Genomic DNA, 23,040 nt, shown 5'->3' on the forward strand with positions numbered 1-23,040 from the left:
TCAGTGGAAGTCCCGCGAGGGGGTGACCAGGTCGCCCAGCCAGTCGCTCATGTCGCGCAACTGGGCGGCGATGAGGTGCTGCACGCCGTCCACGTGCTCCCAGCGTCCGCGCACCGACAGCAGGCGCGCGCCCAGCAGGGCCTTGCGCTGGCGCGCAGCCAGGTGCGGCCAGACCACCACGTTGACCACGCCGTGCTCGTCTTCCAGGGTCACGAAGATGACCCCGCTGGCGGTGCCCGGCCGCTGCCGCTGGGTGACGATGCCGGCGGCATGCACACCACGCCCGTGCGGCATGTCCTGCAACTGGCGCGAATCCAGTACCCGCTCGCCCTGCAACCGTGGACGCAGCAGCGCCAGCGGATGCGTGCGCAGGGTCAGTCCCAGCGCGCGGTAATCCGACAGCACGTCCTCGCCGGTGCGCGGCGCCGGCAGCGCGATGGCGCCCTCGTCCGGGCTGCCGGGCAGCAGCGGCCGCTGGCGCTCGATGCCGGCCACCGCCCAGCGCGCGGCGTGGCGGTTTCCGGCCAGCGCTTCCAGCGCGCCGGCTTCGGCCAGCGCATGCCGGGCCTTTTCATCCAGCCGCGCGCGCAGGCACAGATCGCGCACGTCGCGGAACGGCTGGCGCGTGCGGGCGGCGACGATCGCATTCGCCATCGCCTCCGACAATCCGCTGATCTGGCGCATGCCCAGCCGGATCGCCGGCTGGCCGGCGTCATCCTCGTCGCCCATGCGGAAACGCCCGCCTTCCAGCGTGCAGTCCCAGTCGCTGTGCAGCACGTCGACCGGCCGCACCTCGACCGGCAGGCGCCCGCCCCGCCCGCGCCGCGCGTCCTGCACGATCTGGCTGGGCGAATAGAAGCCCATCGGTTGCGCGTTGAGCAGCGCGCAGGTGAAGGCGGCCGGCTCGTGCCGCTTCAGCCAGCTGCTGATGTAGACCAACTTGGCGAACGAGGCCGCGTGGCTCTGCGGGAAGCCATAGGAGCCGAAGCCCTTGATCTGTTCGAAGATCTGGTCGATGAATTCGGAGGAGTAGTTCTTGCCCTCCATCAGCTCGCGGATGCGTGCCCGATGCGGCTCCATGTCGCCGCCGCGCCCCCAGGCCGCCATCGAGCGGCGCAGCCCGTCGGCTTCGGCTTCCGTGTAGCCGGCGTGGATCACCAGTTCCATCACCTGTTCCTGGAACAACGGAATGCCCAAGGTATCTTTGAGAATTTCCTTGATGCCTTCGGAGGGATAGACCACCGGGTCTTTACCCTGCCGTCGCCGCAGGTAGGGATGCACCATGCCACCCTGAATCGGACCCGGGCGAACGATGGCGACTTCGATCACCAGATCGTAGAACCACTTCGGCTTCAACCGCGGCAGCATGCTCATCTGCGCGCGCGATTCGATCTGGAAAACGCCAACCGTGTCGGCGGCCTGGATGAGGTCGTAGGTTCCGGCGTCATCGCCAGGTATCCGGGCCAAGTCAATGACGCAACCACGATGTTCCTCGATCAGCTTCACCGCCTTCTGGATGCAGGTCAGCATGCCCAGCGCCAGGCAGTCGACCTTGAGCAGCTTCATGGTTTCCAGATCGTCCTTGTCCCACTGGATGATGGTGCGGTCGTCCATGGACGCGTTCTCCACCGGCACCACCGTGGACAGCGGCGCGTCGCTGATCACGAATCCGCCGACGTGCTGGGAAAGATGGCGCGGATGCCCGCGCAGCATCGCGGTCACCGCCAGCACCCGCGCGATCAGCGGATTGTCCGGGTCGAAACCGGCCTCGCGCAGGCGCTGCTCCATCGGCGTTTCGCCGTTTCCCCAGCCGTAGCAGTCGGCCAGCAATGCAATCTGATCCGGCGGCAGGCCGAACACCTTGGCGACATCGCGCACCGCGCTCTTGCCGCGATAGCGGATCACCGTGGCGGCGATGGCCGCGCGCTCGCGGCCATACTTGTTGTAGACGTACTGGAGCACCTCCTCGCGCCGCGCATGCTCGAAGTCCACGTCGATGTCCGGCGGCTCGTCGCGGTTCTCCGACAGGAATCGCGCCATCAGCAGGCGGGTCTCGTCGGGATTGACCACGGTGATGCCCAGCGCGAAACAGACCGCCGAATTGGCCGAGGAGCCGCGTCCCTGGCAGAGGATGTCCTGCGATTTGGCGAAACGGACAATGTCCTCGACGGTCAGGAAGAACGCTTCGTATTTCTTCTTTTCGATGAGCGCCAGTTCGCCGTCGATCTGCCGTCTGACCTTGTCGGGCGTACCCTCCGGCCAGCGTTCGCGCATGCCACGCTCGGTCAGTTCACGCAGCCAGGTGGTCGGCGTGTGGCCTTCCGGCACCAGTTCAACGGGATAGCGGTATTCCAGTTGGTCCAGATGGAAGATGCAGCGCCGCGCCAGTTGAACCGCCGCCTCCAGCAAGGCCGCCGGATAGATGTTGCCCAGTGCGCGCCGCGTGCGCAGATGGCGTTCGCCGTTGCGGAACAGATGCTCTCCGCATTCGGCCAGTGGCAGACCCTGGCGGATCGCGGTCATGGTGTCCTGCAGGACGCGCCGGCGGCGCACGTCCATGTGCACGTCGCCGGCGGCCACCGGCGTCATGCCCTGCTCCACCGCCAATGCCAGCAGCTGTTGCAGGCGGGCATCGTCGTCCTCGTCGCGGTGCAGTTCCACCGCCAGGAACGCGCGTTCGCCGAATACCCGTTGCAGCCACCTTCCCTGTTCCGGTTCCGGCGCGCGCGCCGGCAGCCACAGCGCGAACAGTCCGCACTCGTCTTCGCACAGCACGCTTTCCACGTCCTGACGGGTGAGCCGGTAGCGTCCCTTGGTGGTGGCGCGCCGGCCCACGGTGATCAGCCGGCACAGTTGCGTGTAGCCGCGATGGTTTTCCACCAGCAGCACCAGCCGCAGGCCGTCGAGCAACCGGAACTCGCTGCCCACCACCAGTTTCAAATCGGTGGCCTCCGAGGCTTCCAACGCCCGCACGATGCCCGCCAGCGAGCATTCGTCGGTGATCGCCAGCGCCTCGTAGCCGCAAAGCTTGGCCCGTGCGAACAATTCCTCCGCGCTGGCCGCGCCGCGCAGGAAGGAGAAATCCGACAGGCAATGCAGTTCGGCATAGGCCGGCAGATCGTCGGCGACGACGGTGTCGTCGTTGGCTGCCGCCAGTCCCAGCCGCTGCGCGACTTCCCAGGCGCGCGGCGGGCGGCCGCCGGGCGAGTCGGTATCGCGTTCCTGTTCGCGGCTCATGCGAACCACCCGTGCAGCATCCAGTGTTCCCGCTCGCCCGGCGGCGCGAACGCCCAGGCGCGTTGGCCCTGCGAGGTTTCCAGCACGTAGTAGTCGCGCCGGGCGTCTTCACCATCCCACCAGCCACTTTCCAGCCGCTCCGGTCCGGACAGGATGCGCGGACGCGGATCCCGCAGCGGTATCGGCTGCGGCAACAGCCAGGCCGGGCGCGGCGGACGCGCGGGCGCCGGCGTGATGTCCACATGATCGCCGCCACGCAGTCGCCGCCACGCCCGCTCCGGACGCGGATCGCCGGTGGGCGTCACCTGGTGGACCGCGTCGTCGCCCAGCCGCGCGCGCAGGCGTTCGCGCAATTGCGGCCAGGGCAGCGTCTGCTGCGCGCGCAGGTCGAACAGGTCCCGGACGGTCGGCACGAACGGCGGCAACTCGCGCGCCAGCAGGCGCACCGCCACCACCGGCGCGGGAATCGACACCCGTTCGAGCCGGTTGCGGGTCAGTTCGAACAGCATCGCCGGCTCGCGTTCGGCTGACAGCAGCCCCACCTCCACGTCGGTATGGCCTTGCTCGTGCTCCAGCCGCAGCAGGAACCGCTGCACGCCGCCGTCGCGGATCGACAGGTAAGTGCACAGATCGCCGATCAGGCGACGCAGCGGGAACAGCAGCGCGGTGTGGCTTTCCACTTCGTAGCCCAGTTCCACCCGCGCGTCGAAATAATCCGGCGGCGCGTAATGGACCAGCGGATCGTCGGCCTCGCCATACAGGCGATCCAGATGTTCCAGCACTTCCAGGCCGAAGCGCCGGCGCAGGCTGTCGCGCGGCAGGCCGCGCAGGGTGCGTAGATCGCGGATACCCATGCGGTGCAGGCGCTCGCCGGCATCGTCGGGCAGCACCGCGCGCCGGATCGGCACGCGATCCAGCACCTCGTTCATGCCCGGCGCCTGCATCATCGCCAGGCCGTCGCGCAGGCCGGCGAACACGCGCGCCGCGCGCGGCGTCGGCGCCAGCGCGATGCGATGGCTGAAGCCGAGCGCGTGCAGTTCCTCGCGCAGGCGTGCCTCGAACCGTGGCCACGGGCCCAGCAGGCGGAAACTGGCGCGCACTTCCAGCACCAGGCAGCCAGGCCATTGCGCGCTCACCAGCGAGCTGTGGCGATAGGCCCATGCGGCCAAGAAGCGGTGCCAGCGCGCTTCGGCCTGCGGTTCGTACTCGGCCAGCGCCAGATCCGGCAGCAGCGCGTACGCGGCGGTCAGCCGCATGCCCGCCCGCAGGCCCGCCTGCGCGGCCGCGGCGTTGACGGCATGCAGCGTGCGCAGTTGCGCCGGTCCGGTCACCAGCGCCAATGGCGCGTCGGGATCGGGGCAACGGCGAAGGACGGCGTCCAGCGCCAGCTGCGGCAGCAAGATGCAGGCCCAGAGCATGCGCGACTCACGAACCGGTCCAGGCGAACGCCTGCGCGGGTGGATGCCCGCCGCGGCATTTGCGCACGTGCCAAGCGCCGGCCGCGCCGCCTCTTTCGCGCGCGTATTCCAGCCGCAGCGATGCCGGCGAGGCGTTGAGCGCATGCCGGCGATCCCGTAGCGCGAAACCCAGGCAATCGCCACTGTCGGCCGCCACCTGCAAGCGCCGCAAGGCGCGTCCATCGGCGGTCGCCGGCCAGCCGAGCACCGCGGCGCAGGCACCGCTGCGCAGGCACTGCTCGAAGGCCCACAAGGCATCGCGCGGCGCGGCCTCGACCAGATGCAGGTGCGCCAGTTCCACGCCGCCCGCCTGCCAGGCCGGCGCGTAGGCCAGATACGGCGGCGCGATCAGCACCACCTCGTTCCCCGCGCGGGTCAGCCGCGCCAGCGTGGGCATCAGCAGTTCGATCTCGCCCACGCCATCGGCCGGCAGCAGCAGTTCGGTGAGCGCGCCGCGCGGCCAGCCGCCCTGCGGCAGCAGGCGATCCAGCGCGGCATGGCCGGTGCTCTCGCTGTCGGCCGGAGCGACGGCGCTGCGTCCCGCGTGCCACAGTGTCTGCGCGGCCAGCAGGGATTCCAGGGCGACGACGCTGCCCATCAGTCGCGCCGGATCAAACCGCAGTACAGCCCCTCGATGGCGAAATCCTCGTCGGGATCCGGATCGATCGGTGCATGGCCGGCGCTGCGCGGCAGCAGCCGCAGTTCGGTGGCGGTGTGGTGCAGCCGCTTGATGGTGATGCCGGCGTCGCCGAGCCGGGCCACCACCGTCTGTCCGTGATGCGCGTCGGGCGTGATGCGCACGCCGACCAGATCGCCATCGAGGATGCCGTCGTCGCGCATCGAGTCGCCCTGCACGCGCAACAGGTAATCCGGACGCATGCGGAACAGCGCCGCGTCCACGTGCAGGAATGCCTCGGTCTCGCCATCGTTGAGGATCGGTTGTCCGGCCGCGACCCGCCCCACCAGCGGCAGGCTGATCACGTCGTCGCGATCCGGTCGCGGTTCGATCAGGCGGATGCCGCGCGGCCGGCTGGGATCGCGGCTCAGGTAGCCCTTCTTCTCCAGCGCATCGAGGTGCTTGAACACCGCGCTGACATGGCCGATGCCGACCGCGGCGCCGATTTCCTGCAGGGTCGGCGCGCTGCCGGTCTCGGCCAGGTGCTGGCGCACGGCTTCCAGGACGGCGGCTTGGCGATGGGTCAGGGTCAGGCTCACACGAGAATCTTTTCACCTAATCAGGTGAAAGCCAATGGTGAAAACCTGAATTGGACCCGCCGCCTTCCCTCAGCCGGGCCCCGCCGGGAACAGATCCCGATCCCACTCCGGTTCCTCGCCGAAGCGCCCGGCCAGGAAGTCCAGGAACGAGCGCACCAGCGGCGGCATCAGCCGGCGGGTGGCGTAGACACCGAAGATGCCCATCGGCGGAATGTCGTAGTCCGGCAGCACCGCGACCAGTTCGCCGCGCGCCAGGTAGCCGGCCGCCTGGTAGGTCGGCAGCATGGCGATGCCGCCGCCGTTGCGCACCGCCTGCAGCAGCACGCTGGCCTCGTTGGCGCTGATGCCGCCGCCGACCGCGACCGCCACCTCGCGGCCATCGCGGCGCAGGTGCCAGAGGCTCTTGCCGACGAAGTGATGGGTCAGGCAGTCGTGCGCGGCCAGATCCTCCGCGCGCACCGGCGCGCCACGCCGGGCCAGGTAATCCGGCGAGGCGCACAGCAGCGAACGGCAGGTGGTCAACCGGCGGGCAATCAGGTTCGGATCCAGTTCGTGGCTGATGCGAATGGCCAGATCCACCCGCTCCTCGATCAGGTTGACCGTGCGATCCAGCAGCAGCATGTCGATGCGCACGCCCGGATGCCGGCCGACGTAGTCGACCACCGCCGCGGCCAATTGGCTCTGTCCGAACGAAGTGCTGCAGGTCAGCCGCAGTTGCCCATGCAACGGCGCGTCGGTGTCGCTGGCGACCGCCGCCTGCAGGTCGGCCCCCAGTTCCAGCAGCTTGCGGCAGCGCTCCAGCGCCTGCTCGCCCGGCGTGGTCAGGCTGATCCGGCGGGTGGTGCGATGGAACAGGCGCACGCCCAGCCAGTCCTCCAGTTCGGCCAGATAGCGGGTGACCATCGCCCGCGACATGTCCAGCGCCTCGGCGGCGGCGGTCAGGCTGCCGCGCTCGGCGACCTCGACGAATACCCCCATTGCGGTCATCCGGTCCATGACTTGCTCGATTCATGCAACAAACAAGTGCCTTATACGCGGTTTTTCGTCCGCTTTCAGCCCACTACAGTGACTCCACTTTCCCACCTCATCCGGAGTCCACCATGAAAATCGCCCTCGCCGCCGCCACCGGCAAAATCGGCCGCCAGATCGCGGCCCAGGCCATCGCCCGCGGCCATGACGTCACCGCCATCGTCCGCCGCGACACCGATCTGCCGCCGGAACTGGACGGCGCCCGCATCGTCATCGCCCCGCTGGACGATGCCGACGCCCTGGTCGCCGCCGTGCGTGGCCATGACGTGCTGGCCAGCGCCTACGGTCCGCAACCCGGCGCCGAATCCAGCCTCGCCGACGTCAGCGATGCCCTGATCGCCGCCGCCCGCGAGGCCGGCATCCCGCGCGTGGTGGTGGTCGGCGGTGCCGGCAGCCTGGAAGTGGCGCCCGGCGTGCAGTTGGTCGACGTGCCGGATTTCCCCGCCGCCTACAAGCCGGTCGCACTGGCCCACCGTGATGCGCTCAAGCGTTACCAGGCCGCCGACGATCTGGCCTGGACGTTCTTCTCGCCGGCCGCGGAAATCGGCCCGGGCGAGGCGCGCGGGCAATTCCGCACCCAGGTCGGCGCGCTGCTGGCCGATGCCGACGGCAAGAGCGCCATCAGCTACGCCGACTATGCCGAGGCTTTCGTCGCCGAACTCGAACAGGCGCGCCACCCGCGCCAGATCATCACCGCGGCCTACTGATTCCGCCGACTAACCGGAGCATTCCCATGCGAAGCATCTTCCTGTTCGCGCTGGCGCTGTCAGGCGCCCTGAGCGGTTGCCAGAACCTGCCGGCGCATGCCGGAAGCAGCTTGGCCGATACAGATGTTTTTCCCGCGACCGGCCATATCTATCGCGTCGATTTCGGCAGCGGCAACGCCTTCGACATCGACTTCACCTCCGACCACAGCATGACCTTCACCAAGCTGCAGCCACCCTCGCGGGGCCAGGTGGAAACCATCCGTTTCGATCACCGGCGGATCCGCGAAGGCCTGTACCTGGTGCGCTGGCAGGAAGCGGACCGGACCACGGTCGTGCACCTGGAAGACTTCGCGCGGGAACGGGTGTACACCCACATCACCCGTCCCGACGGCAGTTTCTTCAGCGGCGAATCCACCCTCACCCGCGTCCATTGAACGCGTCCATCGAGCAGGAGACGATGTCCATGAAACCCCTTGTCCTGAAATCCGCGGGCGCGTTGGCGCTCACCGTGTCGCTGGCCGCCTGCGGTGGCCAGGCACCATCGAGCGCCGACACGCCCGTGGTCGAAGCTCCCAAAGCGACCGAACCGGTCGCCGAACCGCTGAAGCTGGAGGTCTACAACCCCGGCCCGGATGGCATCTTCGCGGTGTCCTCCGTGCTGGTCACCGGCCGCGAAGACGCCGTGCTCATCGACGCGCAGTTCTCCACCGCCGACGCGGCGAAACTGGTCGAACGGATCAAGGCATCCGGCAAGCGGCTGACCACGATCTACATCAGCCATGGCGATCCGGATTTCTACTTCGGTCTGGAGACATTGAAAGCCGCTTTCCCGGACGCGAAGATCCTGGCCACGCCACAGACCATCGCCCACATCCGCGAAACCAGCACGGGCAAGCTGGCGCACTGGGGTCCGATTCTCGGCGCCGGCGCGCCGAAACAGATCGTCATGCCCGAGCCGCTGGCCGGCGATCGCCTGGACCTGGAAGGCCGGGAACTGCAAATCATCGGTCTGGACGGGCCCACGCCGGATCGCAGCGTCGTCTGGATTCCCTCGATCCGCGCGGTGGTTGGCGGCATCCCGGTGATCGCCGGTGAACATGTGTGGATGGCAGATACCCAGACGCCGCAATCGCATGCCGACTGGCTGGCCATGCTGGATCGGATTGCCGCGCTGAAGCCGGAGACAGTGATCCCGGGCCACTTCGAACCAAACGCGCCGCAGGGCCTGGACGCGGTGCGCTTCACCGCCGACTACATCCGCGCCTACGACGAGGAAACGGCCAAGGCGAAGGATTCCGCCGCGCTGATCGCGGCGATGAAGACACGCTACCCGCAACTGGGCGGCGTTTCCTCGCTGGAACTGAGCGCCAAGGTCAGCAAGGGCGAGATGCGCTGGCCTTAAATGGCACCGCCCTGCTCCCGCTTGCAGGAGCAGGTGGCGCGAAGCGTCGGATGAGGACGCCTTTCGCACGATGCCGCTCTGTCGGCTTGCCCCCATCCGCCTTCGGCACCTTCCCCCGCAAGCGGGGGAAGGGATCATCCAATACTGGGTCGCAAGACCATCTGGCTGCGGACGCAAGTGGATAGCATCAGTTATATCCGCAACATGCCCTTCCCCCGCTTGCGAGGGAAGGTGGTGCGAAGCGCCGGATGGGGCGCTCTTCGCGCGATGCCACCCTGCCGGTTTGCCCCCATCCGCCTTCGGCACCTTCCCCCGCAAGCGGGGGAAGGGAGCATCCAATGCCGGGTCGGAAGACCATCTGACCGCGGATGCAAGCGGATAGCGTCAGTTACATCCGCAACATGCCCTTCCCACGCTTGCGGGGGAAGGGATCATCCAATGCTGGATCGCAAGACCATCTGGCTGCGGACGCAAGCGGATAGCGTCAGTTACATCCGCAACATGCCCTTCCCACGCTTGCGGGGGAAGGTGGCGCGAAGCGCCGGATGGGGGCGCCCTTCGCGCGATGCCACCCTGCCGGTTTGCCTTCACCCGCCTTCGGCAATTCCATCAAGCACGAGGCATCAATCCTTCCCGCGCGCCCGCGCAAAAGCCGCGGCCAGCGCATTGTCGGCGGGAGGCGCCGACGGACGCGACGCACCGCCCTGCCCGCGCCCGCCACCATCGCGGCCGTTGCGCGGACCGCTTCCGCCTCCATTGTTCCCACGCGCACCTTGCGCACCACGCTCCTCGCGCACAGGCGGCGGTGTGTCGTCCAGGCGCCGGGTCAACGCGATGCGCTTGCGCGGGATGTCCACTTCCAGCACCCGTACCTTGACGATGTCACCGGCCTTGACCACTTCGCGAGGATCCTTGACGTAGCGATCGGCCAGCGCGGAGATATGGATCAGGCCGTCCTGGTGCACGCCTATGTCGACGAAGGCGCCGAACGCGGCCACGTTGCTGATCACCCCTTCCAGGATCATGCCCGGCTTGAGGTCCTTGATGTCCTCCACGCCGTCGGCGAAGCGCGCGGCCTTGAACTCGGGACGCGGATCGCGGCCAGGCTTCTCCAGTTCCTTGAGGATGTCGCGCACGGTCGGCACGCCGAACTTCTCGTCGGTGTACTCCTCGGCGCGCACGCCGCGCAGGAAGCCGGCGTCTCCGATGATCTGCTTCACCTCCCGGCCGCATTTGGCCAGGATGCGCTCGACCACCGGATAGGCTTCCGGATGCACCGAGGACGCGTCGAGCGGCTGGTCGCCGTCGGCGATGCGCAGGAAGCCGGCGCACTGCTCGAAGGTCTTCTCGCCCAGGCGCGGCACCTTCAGCAGTTCCTTGCGCGACTTGAACGCGCCGTTGGCGTCGCGATAGACCACGATGTTGTCGGCCACGCTGGAGGACAGGCCCGATACGCGGGTCAGCAGCGCCGCCGAGGCGGTGTTCACGTCCACGCCGACCGCGTTCACGCAGTCCTCGACCTTGGCGTCCAGCGCGCGTGCCAGCCGGAACTGATCGACGTCGTGCTGGTACTGGCCCACGCCGATTGCCTTGGGCTCGATCTTCACCAGTTCGGCCAGCGGATCCTGCAGGCGACGGGCGATCGACACCGCGCCGCGCAGGCTCACGTCCAGGCCGGGGAATTCGCGGGCGGCGAACTCGGAAGCCGAATACACCGACGCGCCGGCCTCGCTGACCACGATCTTCTGCATCTTCAGTTCCGGCGCCAGCTTGATCAGATCGCCGGCCAGCTTGTCGGTCTCGCGGCTGGCGGTGCCGTTACCGATCGAGATCAGTTCCACCTGGTGCTTGATGCACAGCGCGCGCAGCACGTGCAGCGACTGATCCCATTGGCGCTTGGGCTCATGCGGATAGATGGTGGCGGTATCGACCAGCTTGCCGGTGCGATCCACCACCGCCACCTTCACGCCGGTGCGCAGGCCCGGGTCCAGGCCCAGCACGGCCTTGGGACCGGCCGGCGCGGCCAGCAGCAGATCCTTCAGGTTGTCACCGAACACCGCGATGGCTTCGGCCTCGGCCTTCTCGCGTGCCTGGTTGAACAGATCCAGCAGCAAGTGCATGTGCAGCTTGGCGCGCCAGGTCAGCCGGCACGCATCCAGCAGCCACTTGTCGGCCGGACGGCCCTGCGCGGCGACGCCGGCATGCTTGGCCACCCGCCCCTCGGCCAGCAGGTGACCCGCTTCGGCTTCGTTGCCGGGATCCAGATCCAGCAGCAGGATTTCCTCGCGGCGCGCGCGGAACAGCGCCAGCAGCCGGTGCGAGGGAATCTTCGCCAGCGATTCGGCGTGGTCGAAATAGTCGCGGTACTTGGCGCCCTCGTTTTCCTTGCCATCGGCCACGCGCGCGCGGATCACCCCGACCTCGTGCATCCAGTCGCGCAGTTCGCCGACCAGTGCGGCGTTCTCGCCCCAGCGCTCCATCAGGATCGCACGGGCACCTTCCAGCGCCGCCTTGACGTCGGCCACGCCCTTCTCCGCATCCACGTAGGCGGCGGCGACGGCTTCCGGCACCTGCGAGGGATCGGCCAGCAGGCCGTCGGCCAACGGCTCCAGCCCGGCCTCGCGCGCGATCTGGGCGCGGGTGCGGCGCTTGGGCTTGTACGGCAGGTACAGATCCTCCAGCCGCGCCTTGCTGTCGGCGGCTTCGATGTCGGCGCGCAGTTCGTCGGTCAGCTTGCCCTGCTCCTCGATGCTCGCCAGCACCGCGGCGCGGCGATCCTCCAGCTCGCGCAGGTAGGTCAGGCGCGTTTCCAGATTGCGCAGTTGGGTGTCGTCCAGCCCGCCGGTGACTTCCTTGCGGTAGCGCGCGATGAAGGGGACGGTGGCGCCTTCGTCGAGCAGCGCGATGGCGGCCTGTGCCTGCGAGGTCTGGGCGCCGATCTCGGTGGCGATGGTCCGGGCGATCTGCAGGGCCAGCTTCGGATTCTTGTCTTGCATTGCTTCCGTCGAAAAAGACCCGGGCGTCCGGGTGGGATGCCGATTGTGGCAACCCCGGACCGCGCGCGAAACGGGTTGACAGGCGAGTAAATTCAGCTCATGCCCATGGCCGGAGACGCGCCTGCGCTATCCTTCGCGCAAACGTAAAAGGATCCCGCACGTGCGCGAGCTGTACCCCGAGATCGAGCCCTACCGCACCCAGCGGCTGGCCGTGGACGACCTGCATACGCTGTACATCGAGGAATGCGGCAATCCGGACGGCCTGCCGGTGCTGTTCCTGCACGGCGGTCCCGGCGCCGGCCTGTCCGCCTACCATCGGCGCTTCTTCGATCCGGCGCGCTATCGCATCGTGCTGTTCGACCAGCGCGGCGCCGGCCGTTCCACCCCGTCTGCGGAACTGCGCGACAACACCACCTGGCACCTGGTCGCCGACATCGAGCGGATCCGCGAGCACTTCGGCATCGATCGCTGGGTCGTGTTCGGCGGTTCGTGGGGCTCCACGCTGTCGCTGGCCTATGCGCAGGCGCATCCGGATCGCGTGCTCGGCCTGGTGCTGCGCGGCATCTTCCTTGGCCGGCCTGGCGAACTGCGCTGGTTCAACGAACTCGACGGCGGCGCACGCTGGATCTTCCCGGAACGCTGGGAACGCTACCTGGCCTACATCCCCGAGCCTGAGCGCGACGAGATGGTCGAAGCCTACTGGCGGCGCCTGGACGGCCCGGATCCCGCGGTCCGGCTGGAGGCCGCGCGCGCGTGGAGCGACTGGGAGGGCGGCAGCACCACCCTGCTCCACGATCCCGCCGAAGCCGGCAACTTCGAGGATCCGAAGGTGGCGGTCAGCGTCGCCCGCGCCGAGGCCCACTATTTCCGCCACAACGTGTTCCTGGAACCGGACCAGTTGCTGCGCGGCGTCGACCGCATCCGCCACATCCCCGCCTCCATCGTGCACGGCCGCTACGACATCATCTGCCCGATGAAGAGCGCCCACGATCTGGCGCAGGCGTGGCCGGAAGCCGATCTGCGGGTGGTGCTGGCGGGCCACAGCGCCGCGGATCCGGCCATCGTCGACGCGCTGGTGCAGGCCACCGACGCGCTGGCCGACCGCTTCGCCTGAGCGGCATGCGCCGACACTTCAAGACCCTCTCCGATGGCACGCTGATCGAATTCGATCGCGGCCAGTTCGACGACTGGTGCGTCTACCTGACGCCACCGGGCGCATCGCGCTTCGCCCCGCGCGATGCCTGGTATTTCGGCGAATTGCAGGCGTTGGCGGCGCGCCACGGCGCCTACCGCCTGTACGAGGATTTCGTGCGCGTATACGACCGCACCAGCGCGCAGGCCAGTCCCGCCGTGCTGGCCTGGATCACCGGCCTGTCCGCCGCCTATGGCGAGGACGCCTTGTTGGTGGATCAGCTGTTCACCATCCTCTACGCGGGCATGGTCGCCGAGGAGAACAAGGTCAACGGCCCGCTTGGCCGGCGGATCAAGCGGCTCGGCATGTACCAGGCACTGATCGAAGGCATGCCGGCCAGCGAGGCGGCGAACTACAGCCGCAACGTCGATGCCAGGCGACTGGATGGCGAATGCCGGCGGCGCGGATTCTGATCTTCCCGCGGGCGTGTGCAATCGCGGCGGAAGACGCAAACAGAAAGGGCCGCTTGCGCGGCCCTTTCCTCTTTCATTCCGCGAATGCCGCGATGCTCAGGAACGCACCGGCAGCACCCGGATCTCGACGCGGCGGTTGAGCGCGCGGCCGGAATCGGTGTCGTTGCTGGCAATCGGATAGCGCTTGCCCATGCCGACGATCTCGAAGCGCTCGCGCATCACGCCCTGGCCGATCAGGTAGTTGCCGACCGACGCGGCGCGCTGTTCGGACAGCCGCTGGTTGACCGCATCGCTGCCGATGCTGTCGGTATGCCCGGTCACTTCCACGATGGTCTGGTTGTACTCGGACAGGGTGCGGGCAACGTTGTTGAGCGCCGGGTAGAACTGCGGCTTCAGGTCCGCCTTGCCGAAATCGAAGGTCACGCCGTCCGGCAGGTTGAGCTTGATCACGTCGCCATCGCGGCTGACGTCGATGCCGGTGCCCGCGGTCTGGCGGCGCAGTTCGGCTTCCTGGCGATCCTGGTAGGCACCGATGGAACCACCGGCCAGGCCACCGACGCCCGCGCCAATCAGCGCGCGCTGGCGACGATCGGTCGCATCCTTGCCGCTCAGCAGGCCGACCGCCGCGCCGATGCCGGCACCGATCAGCGCACCGGTGCGGGTGCGGTTGGGATCATTGGGATCGTTGGTCTGGCCGGTATAGCTGGCGCAGGAACTCAACACCACCGCGGCGCCAAGCGCGATCAGCGTGGTCTTGACGGTGTACTTGTTCATGGACATCTCCTCGTCGTGTGGGAACGCATCCCGCCAAATCATTCAGCGTCGGCGAAAAATACCGAGTCCGTTCTGTCTGATAGCTAAAGCGCCGTGAAGATCCGGAAAAGCATGCACCTTCCTGTTCAGCTTGCTGGCGCGGTTTGCTCCAGCATCGACTCGGCCGCGCCGGCGTCGAGGGTGTAATCCCAGTTCCCCATCAGCGCCAGGTACAGCAGCTTCTCGAACTCCGGCCCGAAACGGCGGATCACCGCGTCGGGATCCGGGACCAGCTTCGCGTCGGCGATCAGGCCGAAGTGCACGCGGCCGTTGTAGCTGAGGATGGATACGCCGATGCCGATGGAACCGGTCTGCGGCACCCAGAACATCATGTCGCGCACCCGGCTGCCGCCCATGTAGAGCGGTTGCTGCGGCCCGGGCACGTTGGTGGCCACCGCGGTGGCCTTGCGGCTGAAGAGCTCCAGCGCGACGCCCTGCAAAGCCGCCGGCGCCATTCCGAGTGCCGCAAGAAGTCCAAATGCAACAATGGCTTGGCGAGAGTTTTTCAAGTTGTTCATGCAATTGGCGACCCGCTCCACCCGGCGGATCGGATTGGCCTCGCCGACCGGCAGATCCAGGAACACCAGGCCGAAATGGTTGCCCAGCTTGCGCGCGTGTTCCAGCGGCCGCAGGTTGACCGGCACGGTCGCGCGCAGGGTCACGCCATCGACGTTCTCGCCGCGTTCGAGCAGGTAACTGCGCAGCGCGCCGGCCGCGGTGGCCATCAGCACATCATTGACGGTGCAGTCGCAGGCGCGCCCCACCGCCTTGACCTCTTCCAGATCCAGCGGCTCGGCCCACGCTACCCGCTTGCTCACGCCCAACGGCCCGCGCAGCAGCGTGGGCGGATCGTCGGACAGCGCCAGTGCCGCCAGCAGCTCGCGGCCGATTTCGCCGCCCTCCTTCGCCAGCATCGTCGCCAGGGTCGGATCCCGGTACATTTCCATGCCCTTGCCGAGCATCTTGCCGCCGAGCTTGACGTAGCGATCAATCGCGCCGACCCGGCGCACCACTTCCACGCCATCCTGCTTGAGCCAGGCGGCGCGTAGTTCGCTGCCGCGATCCGGTTTGCGGGTGGTGTCGGTCAGCGACAGCAGCACCTGCACCAGCGCGATGCCGTCGGCATAGCTGTGGTGGATGCGCGCCACCAGCGCGGAGCCGCCGCGATAACGCTCGACCAGGTGGAACTGCCAGAGCGGTTTGGTCTTGTCCAGGGGCGTGGACGCCATTTGGCTGACGAAGCGTTCCAGCGCGCGTTTTTCCGATTGCGGATCGCTGCGACCGGGCAGCGCGGACAGGCGCACGTGCCAGTCGATGTCGAAATTCGTGTCTTCCACCCAGGCCGCGCCGGCGGCGGTGTCGACCGCCTTCTGGAGGAAGCGCGGATAGGCGAGGAAGCGCTTGCGGATCACCTGCTTGAGCCGCTCCAGCGTCATCGGCTCGTCGAACATCAACACGCCGGTGATCATCATCGGATTGGTCGGCCGGCACATCCGCAGCCAGGCGGTATCCACCCGCGACATCGCCTCGCGGCGCGGCTTGCCCGGCCCTTTCTTGGTCGCCATGCTGCCCTCCCTTCGCTGCGTTCGAGTGAAGCACGCGGCGGCGAAAGGCGTCAACGCGGCTAGCCGCCGCTGGCCCGGTACGCGGCCAGCGCGGCTTCGCGGCCTTCGGCCAGGTCCACCAGCGGCGCGGCGGGATAGTCCGGTGCCAGCCGCGCGGCGAGCGCCGGCGATTCCCACGGTGCGAAGCGGGCCGGTGGCGGCAGTCCGCGCAGTTCCGGCACCCAGCGGGCGATGTAATCCCCGTGCGGGTCGAACCGGCGCGCCTGGGCGACCGGATTGAACACGCGGAAATACGGCGCCGCGTCGGCACCGGTGCCGGCGGTCCATTGCCAGCCCAGGGTGTTGTTGGCCAGGTCGGCATCGACCAGCGTGTCCCAGAACCAGCGCGCGCCATGCAACCAGTGCAGGCGCAGGTGCTTGGTCAGGAAGCTGGCGACGATCATCCGTACCCGGTTGTGCATGTAGCCGGTGGCCCACAACTCGCGCATGCCGGCATCGACGATGGGCACGCCGGTGCGTCCGCGCTGCCAGGCCGCCAGAACGCCGGCCCCGGGGGTGGCCCAATCGAATCCATCGAAGCGCGGATTGAGATTGCGTTCGGCGGTGTGCGGGAAGTGATGCAGCAGGTGCCAGGCGAACTCTCGCCAGCCCAGTTCGCGCAGATAGGCTTCGACGTCGGCGGCGTTGGCCGCCGTGCGCGCCTGCTCCAGCGCGGCGGCGATGCGCCACGGCGCGATCTCGCCAAAGTGCAGATGCGGCGACAATCGCGAGGTTCCCACCCGGTCCGGCCGATCGCGGTCCTCGCGGTAGCCGCGCAAGGCGCCCTCGATGAACACTTCCAGCGCTTCCGCCGCGCCGGCTTCGCCGGGCTGCCACTGATCCCAGAATCCCCGATCCCAGCCGATGGCCGGGGCCAGTCCCAGCGCTTCCAGCGGCACACCGGCCGCCACGTCGTGCGCCGGCAACCGCGCCGGTGCGCGCCATCGATCCCGCCAGCGCGGAGCGAGCGCCTCCCAGCGCGCCCGCGCATTGCGCCAAAACGGCGTGAACACCCGGTACGGCGTGCCCTGCCCGGTCGCCAGATCCCAGGGCTCGAACAGCAGGCTGCCGTTGGCGCTTTCCACCCGCAATCCCTGCCCGCGCAGTCGCTTCTTCAGCGCGGCGTCGCGCGGCTGGGTCGCCGGTTCGTATTTGCGGTTCCAGAACACCGCGCGCGCGCCGCTGTCGCGTAACAGCGCCTGCAACGCCGCGTCGGACGGACCGGTGCGCAGATGCAGCGCGGAGCCACGTGTGCGCAGGTCGGTGTCCAGTGCGCGCAGCGAACGATGCCGCCACGCATCCGACGCCGCGCCGGGGAGCCAACCGCCCTCTTCGTCCGGTGCATGGATGTACACCGGCACCGGCGTGTAGCCCTCCTCCAGCGCCATCCGCAGCGCCGGGTTGTCGTCCAGGCGCAGATCGTTGCGGAACCAGACCAGGGCGAGCGGCATCGTGGCGCTTATTCGAAGCTGCCGATCGAATCGTGGGACAGGTTGTCGAAGCGGGTGTACTCGCCGAAGAACTTCAGCTTGCACGAGCCGGTCGGGCCGCTACGCTGCTTGCCGATGATGATTTCGGCCAGGCCCTTGTCCGGCGAGTTTTCCTTGTTGTAGTAGTCGTCGCGGTAGATGAACACGATCATGTCCGCGTCCTGCTCGATGGCGCCGGATTCGCGCAGGTCGGCCATCACCGGGCGCTTGTCGGTACGCGTTTCCAGCGAGCGGTTGAGCTGGGACAGCGCGATCACCGGCACGTTCAGTTCCTTGGCCAGGCCCTTGAGCGAGCGCGAAATCTCGGAAATCTCGGTCGCGCGGTTCTCGCTGTTGCCGGGCACGGACATCAGCTGCAGGTAGTCGATGACCACCAGGCCCAGGTCGTGCTCGCGCTTGAGCCGGCGCGATTTGGAGCGCAGCACCTCCGGCGACAGGCCGGGCGTGTCGTCGATGAAGATCTTGGTTTCCTTGAGCATCCGGATCGCGCTGGTGACGCGGCTCCAGTCCTCGTCTTCCAGTTGGCCGGTGCGCAGGCGGGTCGCGTTGATGCGGCCGTTGGAGGAAATCAGGCGCAGCGCCAGCTGGGCCGCGGACATTTCCATCGAGAACACCGCCACCGCCTTCTTCGACTTGATGGCGGCGAACTCGGCGATGTTCAGGGCGAAGGTGGTCTTGCCCATGGCCGGACGCGCGGCCAGGATGATCAGGTCGGTCGGCTGCAGGCCGGCGGTCATCTGATCGAAGTCGGTGTAGCCGGTCGGCAGGCCGGTGACGTTGCCGCCGTTCTCGAAGCGGTGCTGCAGGACCTCGAAGGCGTCCTTCAACGCCGAATTCATGCCGACGAAATCGGTGCGTCCGCGCGCGCCGGCCTCGGCGATGGCGAACACCTTCTGCTCTGCCACGGCCAGCAGTTCGGCGCTCTCGCGGCCCTCGGGCAGGAAGGCGTCGTTGACGATGCCGGTGCCGACGTCGATGAGCTGGCGCATCACCGCCTTGTCGCGGACGATTTCCGCATAGGCCACGATGTTGGCGGCGGATGGCGTGGAACTGGCCAGTTCCACCAGGTAGGCGCCGCCGGCGACCTGCTCCAGGTGTCCCTGCGATTCGAACCATTCGCCCAGGGTCACCGCATCGTAGGGACGATTGCGTTCGGCCAGTTCGCTGATGGCGCGGTAGATCAGCTGGTGATCGCGCCGGTAGAAATCGTTGTCGGTGAGCTTGTCGTTGATCCGGTCATAGGCTTCCGGCGCCAGCATCAGGCCGCCCAGCACCGCCTGTTCCGCCTCGATGGAGTGCGGCGGCACCCGCAACTGTTCGATACGCGCATCCTGCGGGTCGTTGCGGAAACCTTGGCGGGCGGACATGGGGGTGACGGACTCCTGTGACCGGTGCGGGACGAACGGAACGGGACTGGTCATGGTAGTCGCTCCACCGCAGGGTGGTTGCAGATAACCATGTGGATAACCGGTGGGAATCTCAGCAGCTGAGACCCGGCCGGTGAAGGAAGCAGTGCGCCGACGGACGGCAACGTGATGCCCGCGCGCTCCGTTCGACGAGACGTGTCTGGAGACAACACGTCGGAATACAAATGGAAACGGGCGCCGCGAGGCGCCCGTTCCGGTACCGCATGGCCCGGGTTATCAGGCTTCGGCTTCGACGACCACCTTGATGGGGGTTTCGACGTCGGCATGCAGCTTGGCGATGACTTCGAACTCGCCGATGTTGCGGATCGGGCCTTCGCCCATCACCACTTCGCTCTTTTCCAGCGGCAGGCCGGCGGCGGTGAACGCGTCGGCGATGTCGCGCGGGCCGACCGAACCGAACAGCTTGCCTTCGGTCGAAGCGTTGGCCTTGATGGTCACGCTGGCGCCTTCCAGCTTGGCGCGGCGGCCTTCGGCCTCATCGTGCACGGACTTGGCCTTGGCTTCGTACTCGGCGCGCTTGGCTTCGAACTCGGCCAGGTTGGCGGCGGTCGCCGGCACGGCCTTGCCCTGCGGGACCAGGTAGTTGCGGCCGTAGCCGGGCTTCACGTTGACCTTGTCGCCGAGGACGCCGAGGTTGGTGACTTTCTGCAGAAGAATCAGTTCCATCGTATTGCTCCGTATTCGTTAGCGGGGTTTGCCCGCAGCGTGGGCTGTCCGAATGACAGTGAAGAAAGGAACCTCCCTTGCGGGGAGGCTCCACCGCCGGGCGCCTGGGCGCCCGGCCATCGACGCTTACACGTCGTGGTTGTCCGTGTACGGGATCAGCGCCAGGAAACGCGCGCGCTTGACCGCCGTGGCCAGCTGGCGCTGGTAGCGGGACTTGGTGCCGGTGACGCGGCTCGGGACGATCTTGCCGGTCTCGGTCAGGTACTGGCGCAGGGTGTTGAGATCCTTGTAGTCGATCTCTTTCACGCCTTCGGCCGTGAACTTGCAGAACTTGCGGCGACGGAAGAACTTGGACATGGGGGTGCTCCTTAAGCGGCTTCAGCGTTGTCGGAGGATTCGGCGGCGGCTTCGTTGCTCTCGCCTTCGTCGTCATCGCGACGGCGACGCTCGCCACGCTCCGACTTCTCACCCTTCTCGTCCTTGTTCTTCATGATCAGGGACTGCTCGGTGTCGGCGCCATCGCGCTTGATCACCAGGTGACGCAGGATCGCGTCGTTGAAGCGGAAGGTTTCCACCAGCTCGTTCAGCACGGCCTGGTCGGCCTCGATGTTGAGCAGGACGTAGTGGGCCTTCACCAGGTTCTGGATCGGGTAGGCCAGCTGGCGGCGGCCCCAGTCTTCCAGACGGTGGATCTTGCCGTTGCCGTTCTCGATCAAGCCCTTGTAGCGCTCGATCATCGCCGGCACCTGCTCGCTCTGGTCCGGGTGGACCAGGAATACGACTTCATAGTGACGCATCGTTTTTACCTTTCGGATGTGGGCCCGGCGGCCTCGCGGCGCCGGGCGGGACAGCCCCCCGTCGCCCGGATGGGCGCGGTGGAGCAAGGACCCCGTTGCCCGCATGGGCGTCAGGGAGCTGGAAATTATGGCAGGTCAATGACTTGCAGGCAAATGGAGAGGCAGGCGGCGATAACGGGAAGCCCTCGGCGTAGGAACGCGGCATCCGCGATGGATATCGGGTCTCCGTGAAATCACTCTAAAAACATCCAGTTAATATTTGATTTTTCTTATTTTTTACTGTGATTCATGGTGTTGCGTGGCCGCGGAAATGGGTTCCAGCATTCGCCGGGACGACGGGGCTTCAGCGGCCGGCATTCCCGGTGCGCTCCCTCGGGCCATTGCCGGCTTCAGCGCCCATCTGCTCCTGGATCCACGCGTCGATGCGCTTCTCCAGCGCCTCCAGCGGTACCGAGCCGGTGTTGAGGACCTCGTCGTTGAAGTCGCGCAGGTCGAACTTCGGGCCCAGTGCCCTGGCCGAGCGCTCGCGCAGCTCGGAGATCTTCAACTGGCCGATCTTGTAGGCCAGCGCCTGGCCCGGCCAGGCGATGTAGCGGTCGATCTCGTTGACGATGTCCTGGTCGGTCTTGGCGGCGTTGTCCTTGAAATAGGCGATGGCCTTCTCGCGGCTCCAGCCCATCGAGTGCATGCCGGTGTCCACCACCAGCCGCACCGCCCGCCACATGTCGTAGGTCAACTGGCCGAAGCGGTCGTAAGGGTCGTCGTACAGGCCCATGTCGTAGCCCAGCCGCTCGGCGTACAGGCCCCAGCCCTCGCCGTAGGCGACGAAATAGGCGGTCTTGCGGAACATCGGCAGGTCCGGCAGTTCGATGCCGCGCGCCATCTGGAAATGGTGGCCGGGCACCGCCTCGTGCAGCGACAGTGCCATCATTTCCCACTTCGGCCGGGTCTCGGGCTTGTACAGGTTGACGTAGTAATAGCCGGCGCGGCTGCCGTCGGCGGCGCCGGGCTGGTAGTAGGCGGTGGTCGTGTCGGGCGCGGCGTTGTCCGGGATGGGGCGCACGCCGTAGGGCAGCCGGGGAATGGTATGGAACGCCTTCACCAGTTCCGGGTCGATCCGCTTGGACAGCGCCTGGTACGCCTCCAGCAGTTCGGCCGGAGTCTTGTAGAAGTATTTCGGGTCGCTGCGCAGGTGGTCGAAGAAGGCGTGCAGGTCCCCCTTGAAGCCGACCTGCGCCTTGATTTTCTCCATCTCGGCACGGATGCGCGCGACCTCCTTCAGGCCCATGTCGTGGATCTGCCGCGGCGTCAGCGGCGTGGTCGTGTAATACGCCGCCATGGCGGCATAGAAGTCCTGCCCGTCCGGCAGGTCGGTGGCGGCGATGCTGGCGCGGCTGGCCGGCAGGTAGGTCTGGTTGAAATACGCCTGCAGCTTGCGGTAGGCCGGCACCACCTCGGCGCTGATGACCTGCCGGGCTTCGCGCTGCAGGCCGGCGCGATCGGCCTCGGGCACGCTGTCGGCGAACTTCAGGAACGGGCGGTAGAACGGGCTCTTCGACGGGTCGTCGACGATCTGCGCGGCGATCTGCGCCGGCACGCGTTGCATCAGCACCTTGGGCGGCATGTAGCCTTCGGCCACGCCCTGCTGCATCAGCGCCAGGGTCTGGTCGATCAGGGTGTCCAGGCTGGCCAGGCGCGCGATCCAGTTGCGATAGTCCTGTGTGCTGGCGAACGGCACCACCTCGGCCATGCCGTCGGCCAGTTGCACCCCGCCCTGGTGGCCGATCGGTTGCAGGTATTCCTTGAAGCGCTGGCGGGAGACCGCCTGCTGCAGGTTCCATTCGAAAGTGTCGTAGTTGAGCTGGTCAGCCGGCGACAGGCCCTCGCGGCCGATGGCGTGCAGTTTTTCCAGCGCGGCCCGATCGTTGGCCTCGATGCGGGCGATGGCGTCCAGGCTGCGGTCGCTCCAGCGGTCGTTGTAGCGGTTGTCGCCGTTGTAGCTGGCGTTCTCGGGGCTTTCGCGCAGGCCGCGTTCCCACTCGGCGGCGAACAGCGCCTCCAGCGCCGCGTGCTTGTCGGTCGCGGGTTGCGCGCGCAGCGGCGCGGCCACGGTGACGGCCGCCAACGCGGCCAGCATCAGTGAACGGAACATCGACGGCTCCCTGTGCGAAAGCCGGCAAGCTTAACGTCTGCCCCGCTCCACCGGCAGTGCCGCGGCGGGAACCCGGATCAAGCGGCGTCGATCAGGCGGCGTCGGCCTGGGTGGTGAAGCTTTCGCCGCAGCCACACTCGGCGGTGGCGTTGGGATTGCGGAACAGGAAGGTTTCACCCAGGCCCTGCTTGGCGAAGTCGATTTCGGTGCCGTCCACCAGCGCCAGGCTTTGCGCGTCAACGTAGATGCGCACGCCCTCGAACTCGAACACGGTGTCGCCCTCGCGCTCCTCGCGGGCCAGATCGGCGACATGGCCCCAACCGGAGCAGCCAGTGCGGGCAACGCCGAAACGCAGGCCCAGCGCACCCGGCGTCTGCTCGACGAAACGCTGCACGCGCTCCAGGGCGACGGGGGTCAGGGTGATGGCCATGCATTCCTCCAGG

The 23,040-nt window shown here is 67.6% G+C and carries 20 protein-coding genes; 5 read left to right on the top strand and 15 right to left on the bottom strand.

Annotated features, from left to right (window positions below; translation table 11 throughout):
• From FHW78_RS13625 to FHW78_RS13645, 5 genes are all read right to left on the bottom strand, one after another.
• Entirely contained in the window at positions 1-3,237 is a 3,237-nt protein-coding gene (locus FHW78_RS13625) for an error-prone DNA polymerase (RefSeq protein WP_183641634.1), read from the bottom strand.
• On the bottom strand, positions 3,234-4,655 hold the full coding sequence (locus FHW78_RS13630; protein WP_183641636.1) for a DNA polymerase Y family protein: 1,422 nt from the start codon (positions 4,653-4,655) through the stop codon (positions 3,234-3,236). The genes FHW78_RS13625 and FHW78_RS13630 overlap by 4 nt, the downstream gene beginning before the upstream one ends.
• A gap of 7 nt (positions 4,656-4,662) precedes the next feature.
• The gene (gene imuA / locus FHW78_RS13635) at positions 4,663-5,316 is read right to left on the bottom strand and encodes a translesion DNA synthesis-associated protein ImuA (protein ID WP_183644668.1); all 654 of its coding nucleotides are present in this window, start codon (positions 5,314-5,316) and stop codon (positions 4,663-4,665) included.
• Entirely contained in the window at positions 5,292-5,909 is a 618-nt protein-coding gene (gene lexA / locus FHW78_RS13640) for a transcriptional repressor LexA (RefSeq protein WP_183641638.1), read from the bottom strand. Before lexA ends, imuA begins: the two co-directional genes overlap by 25 nt.
• A 69-nt stretch (positions 5,910-5,978) precedes the next feature.
• Entirely contained in the window at positions 5,979-6,905 is a 927-nt protein-coding gene (locus FHW78_RS13645) for a LysR family transcriptional regulator (RefSeq protein ID WP_183641640.1), read from the bottom strand.
• 104 nt (positions 6,906-7,009) lie between these two features.
• Here FHW78_RS13645 and FHW78_RS13650 point away from each other — a divergent pair, with 104 nt between their 5' ends.
• From FHW78_RS13650 to FHW78_RS13660, 3 genes are read left to right on the top strand one after another with little or no spacing between them, the layout of a single operon-like run.
• On the top strand, positions 7,010-7,645 hold the full coding sequence (locus FHW78_RS13650) for an NAD(P)H-binding protein (protein ID WP_183641642.1): 636 nt from the start codon (positions 7,010-7,012) through the stop codon (positions 7,643-7,645).
• Positions 7,646-7,671: 26 nt separating this feature from the next.
• Positions 7,672-8,079 (top strand): hypothetical protein, encoded by a 408-nt coding sequence (locus FHW78_RS13655; protein ID WP_183641644.1) that lies wholly within the window; start codon positions 7,672-7,674, stop codon positions 8,077-8,079.
• A 29-nt stretch (positions 8,080-8,108) separates the two neighbouring features.
• Entirely contained in the window at positions 8,109-9,047 is a 939-nt protein-coding gene (locus tag FHW78_RS13660) for an MBL fold metallo-hydrolase (RefSeq protein ID WP_183641646.1), read from the top strand.
• Between the two features lie 623 nt (positions 9,048-9,670).
• On the opposite strand, the gene FHW78_RS13665 is transcribed toward FHW78_RS13660, so the two are convergent.
• Positions 9,671-12,043, bottom strand: a complete 2,373-nt coding sequence (locus FHW78_RS13665; protein WP_183641648.1) for a Tex family protein — start codon at positions 12,041-12,043, stop codon at positions 9,671-9,673.
• Between the two features lie 160 nt (positions 12,044-12,203).
• On the opposite strand from FHW78_RS13665, the gene pip reads away from it, so the two are divergent.
• Together pip and FHW78_RS13675 are read left to right on the top strand one after the other, a co-directional pair.
• Entirely contained in the window at positions 12,204-13,157 is a 954-nt protein-coding gene (pip, locus tag FHW78_RS13670) for a prolyl aminopeptidase (protein WP_183641651.1), read from the top strand.
• Between the two features lie 5 nt (positions 13,158-13,162).
• A complete protein-coding gene (locus tag FHW78_RS13675) occupies positions 13,163-13,648 on the top strand; it encodes a hypothetical protein (RefSeq protein WP_183641655.1) in 486 nt (161 codons plus the stop codon).
• Between the two features lie 96 nt (positions 13,649-13,744).
• Here the strand turns inward: FHW78_RS13675 and FHW78_RS13680 are convergent, their stop codons facing one another.
• From FHW78_RS13680 to FHW78_RS13720, 9 genes are all read right to left on the bottom strand, one after another.
• The gene (locus FHW78_RS13680; RefSeq protein WP_183641658.1) at positions 13,745-14,422 is read right to left on the bottom strand and encodes an OmpA family protein; all 678 of its coding nucleotides are present in this window, start codon (positions 14,420-14,422) and stop codon (positions 13,745-13,747) included.
• A gap of 125 nt (positions 14,423-14,547) precedes the next feature.
• On the bottom strand, positions 14,548-16,026 hold the full coding sequence (locus tag FHW78_RS13685) for a wax ester/triacylglycerol synthase family O-acyltransferase (RefSeq protein ID WP_183641661.1): 1,479 nt from the start codon (positions 16,024-16,026) through the stop codon (positions 14,548-14,550).
• Positions 16,027-16,085: 59 nt separating this feature from the next.
• Positions 16,086-17,516, bottom strand: a complete 1,431-nt coding sequence (locus tag FHW78_RS13690) for a deoxyribodipyrimidine photo-lyase (RefSeq protein WP_183641663.1) — start codon at positions 17,514-17,516, stop codon at positions 16,086-16,088.
• A gap of 8 nt (positions 17,517-17,524) precedes the next feature.
• Entirely contained in the window at positions 17,525-18,922 is a 1,398-nt protein-coding gene (locus tag FHW78_RS13695) for a replicative DNA helicase (protein ID WP_183641666.1), read from the bottom strand.
• A gap of 276 nt (positions 18,923-19,198) precedes the next feature.
• Positions 19,199-19,648 (bottom strand): 50S ribosomal protein L9, encoded by a 450-nt coding sequence (gene rplI / locus FHW78_RS13700; RefSeq protein ID WP_183641669.1) that lies wholly within the window; start codon positions 19,646-19,648, stop codon positions 19,199-19,201.
• 126 nt (positions 19,649-19,774) lie between these two features.
• On the bottom strand, positions 19,775-20,005 hold the full coding sequence (rpsR, locus tag FHW78_RS13705) for a 30S ribosomal protein S18 (protein ID WP_079726029.1): 231 nt from the start codon (positions 20,003-20,005) through the stop codon (positions 19,775-19,777).
• A gap of 11 nt (positions 20,006-20,016) precedes the next feature.
• Positions 20,017-20,445: a 30S ribosomal protein S6 gene (gene rpsF, locus FHW78_RS13710; protein WP_141453032.1), complete on the bottom strand. Its 429-nt coding sequence runs from the start codon at positions 20,443-20,445 to the stop codon at positions 20,017-20,019.
• A gap of 343 nt (positions 20,446-20,788) precedes the next feature.
• The gene (locus tag FHW78_RS13715; protein ID WP_183641672.1) at positions 20,789-22,597 is read right to left on the bottom strand and encodes a DUF885 domain-containing protein; all 1,809 of its coding nucleotides are present in this window, start codon (positions 22,595-22,597) and stop codon (positions 20,789-20,791) included.
• A gap of 91 nt (positions 22,598-22,688) precedes the next feature.
• Complete coding sequence (locus tag FHW78_RS13720) at positions 22,689-23,027, bottom strand: iron-sulfur cluster assembly accessory protein (RefSeq protein WP_183641675.1); 339 nt, start codon at positions 23,025-23,027, stop codon at positions 22,689-22,691.
• Between the last annotated feature and the right edge of the window lie 13 nt (positions 23,028-23,040).

The organism is Pseudoxanthomonas sp. OG2, assembly GCF_014192765.1.
GTDB lineage: Bacteria > Pseudomonadota > Gammaproteobacteria > Xanthomonadales > Xanthomonadaceae > Pseudoxanthomonas_A > Pseudoxanthomonas_A beigongshangi.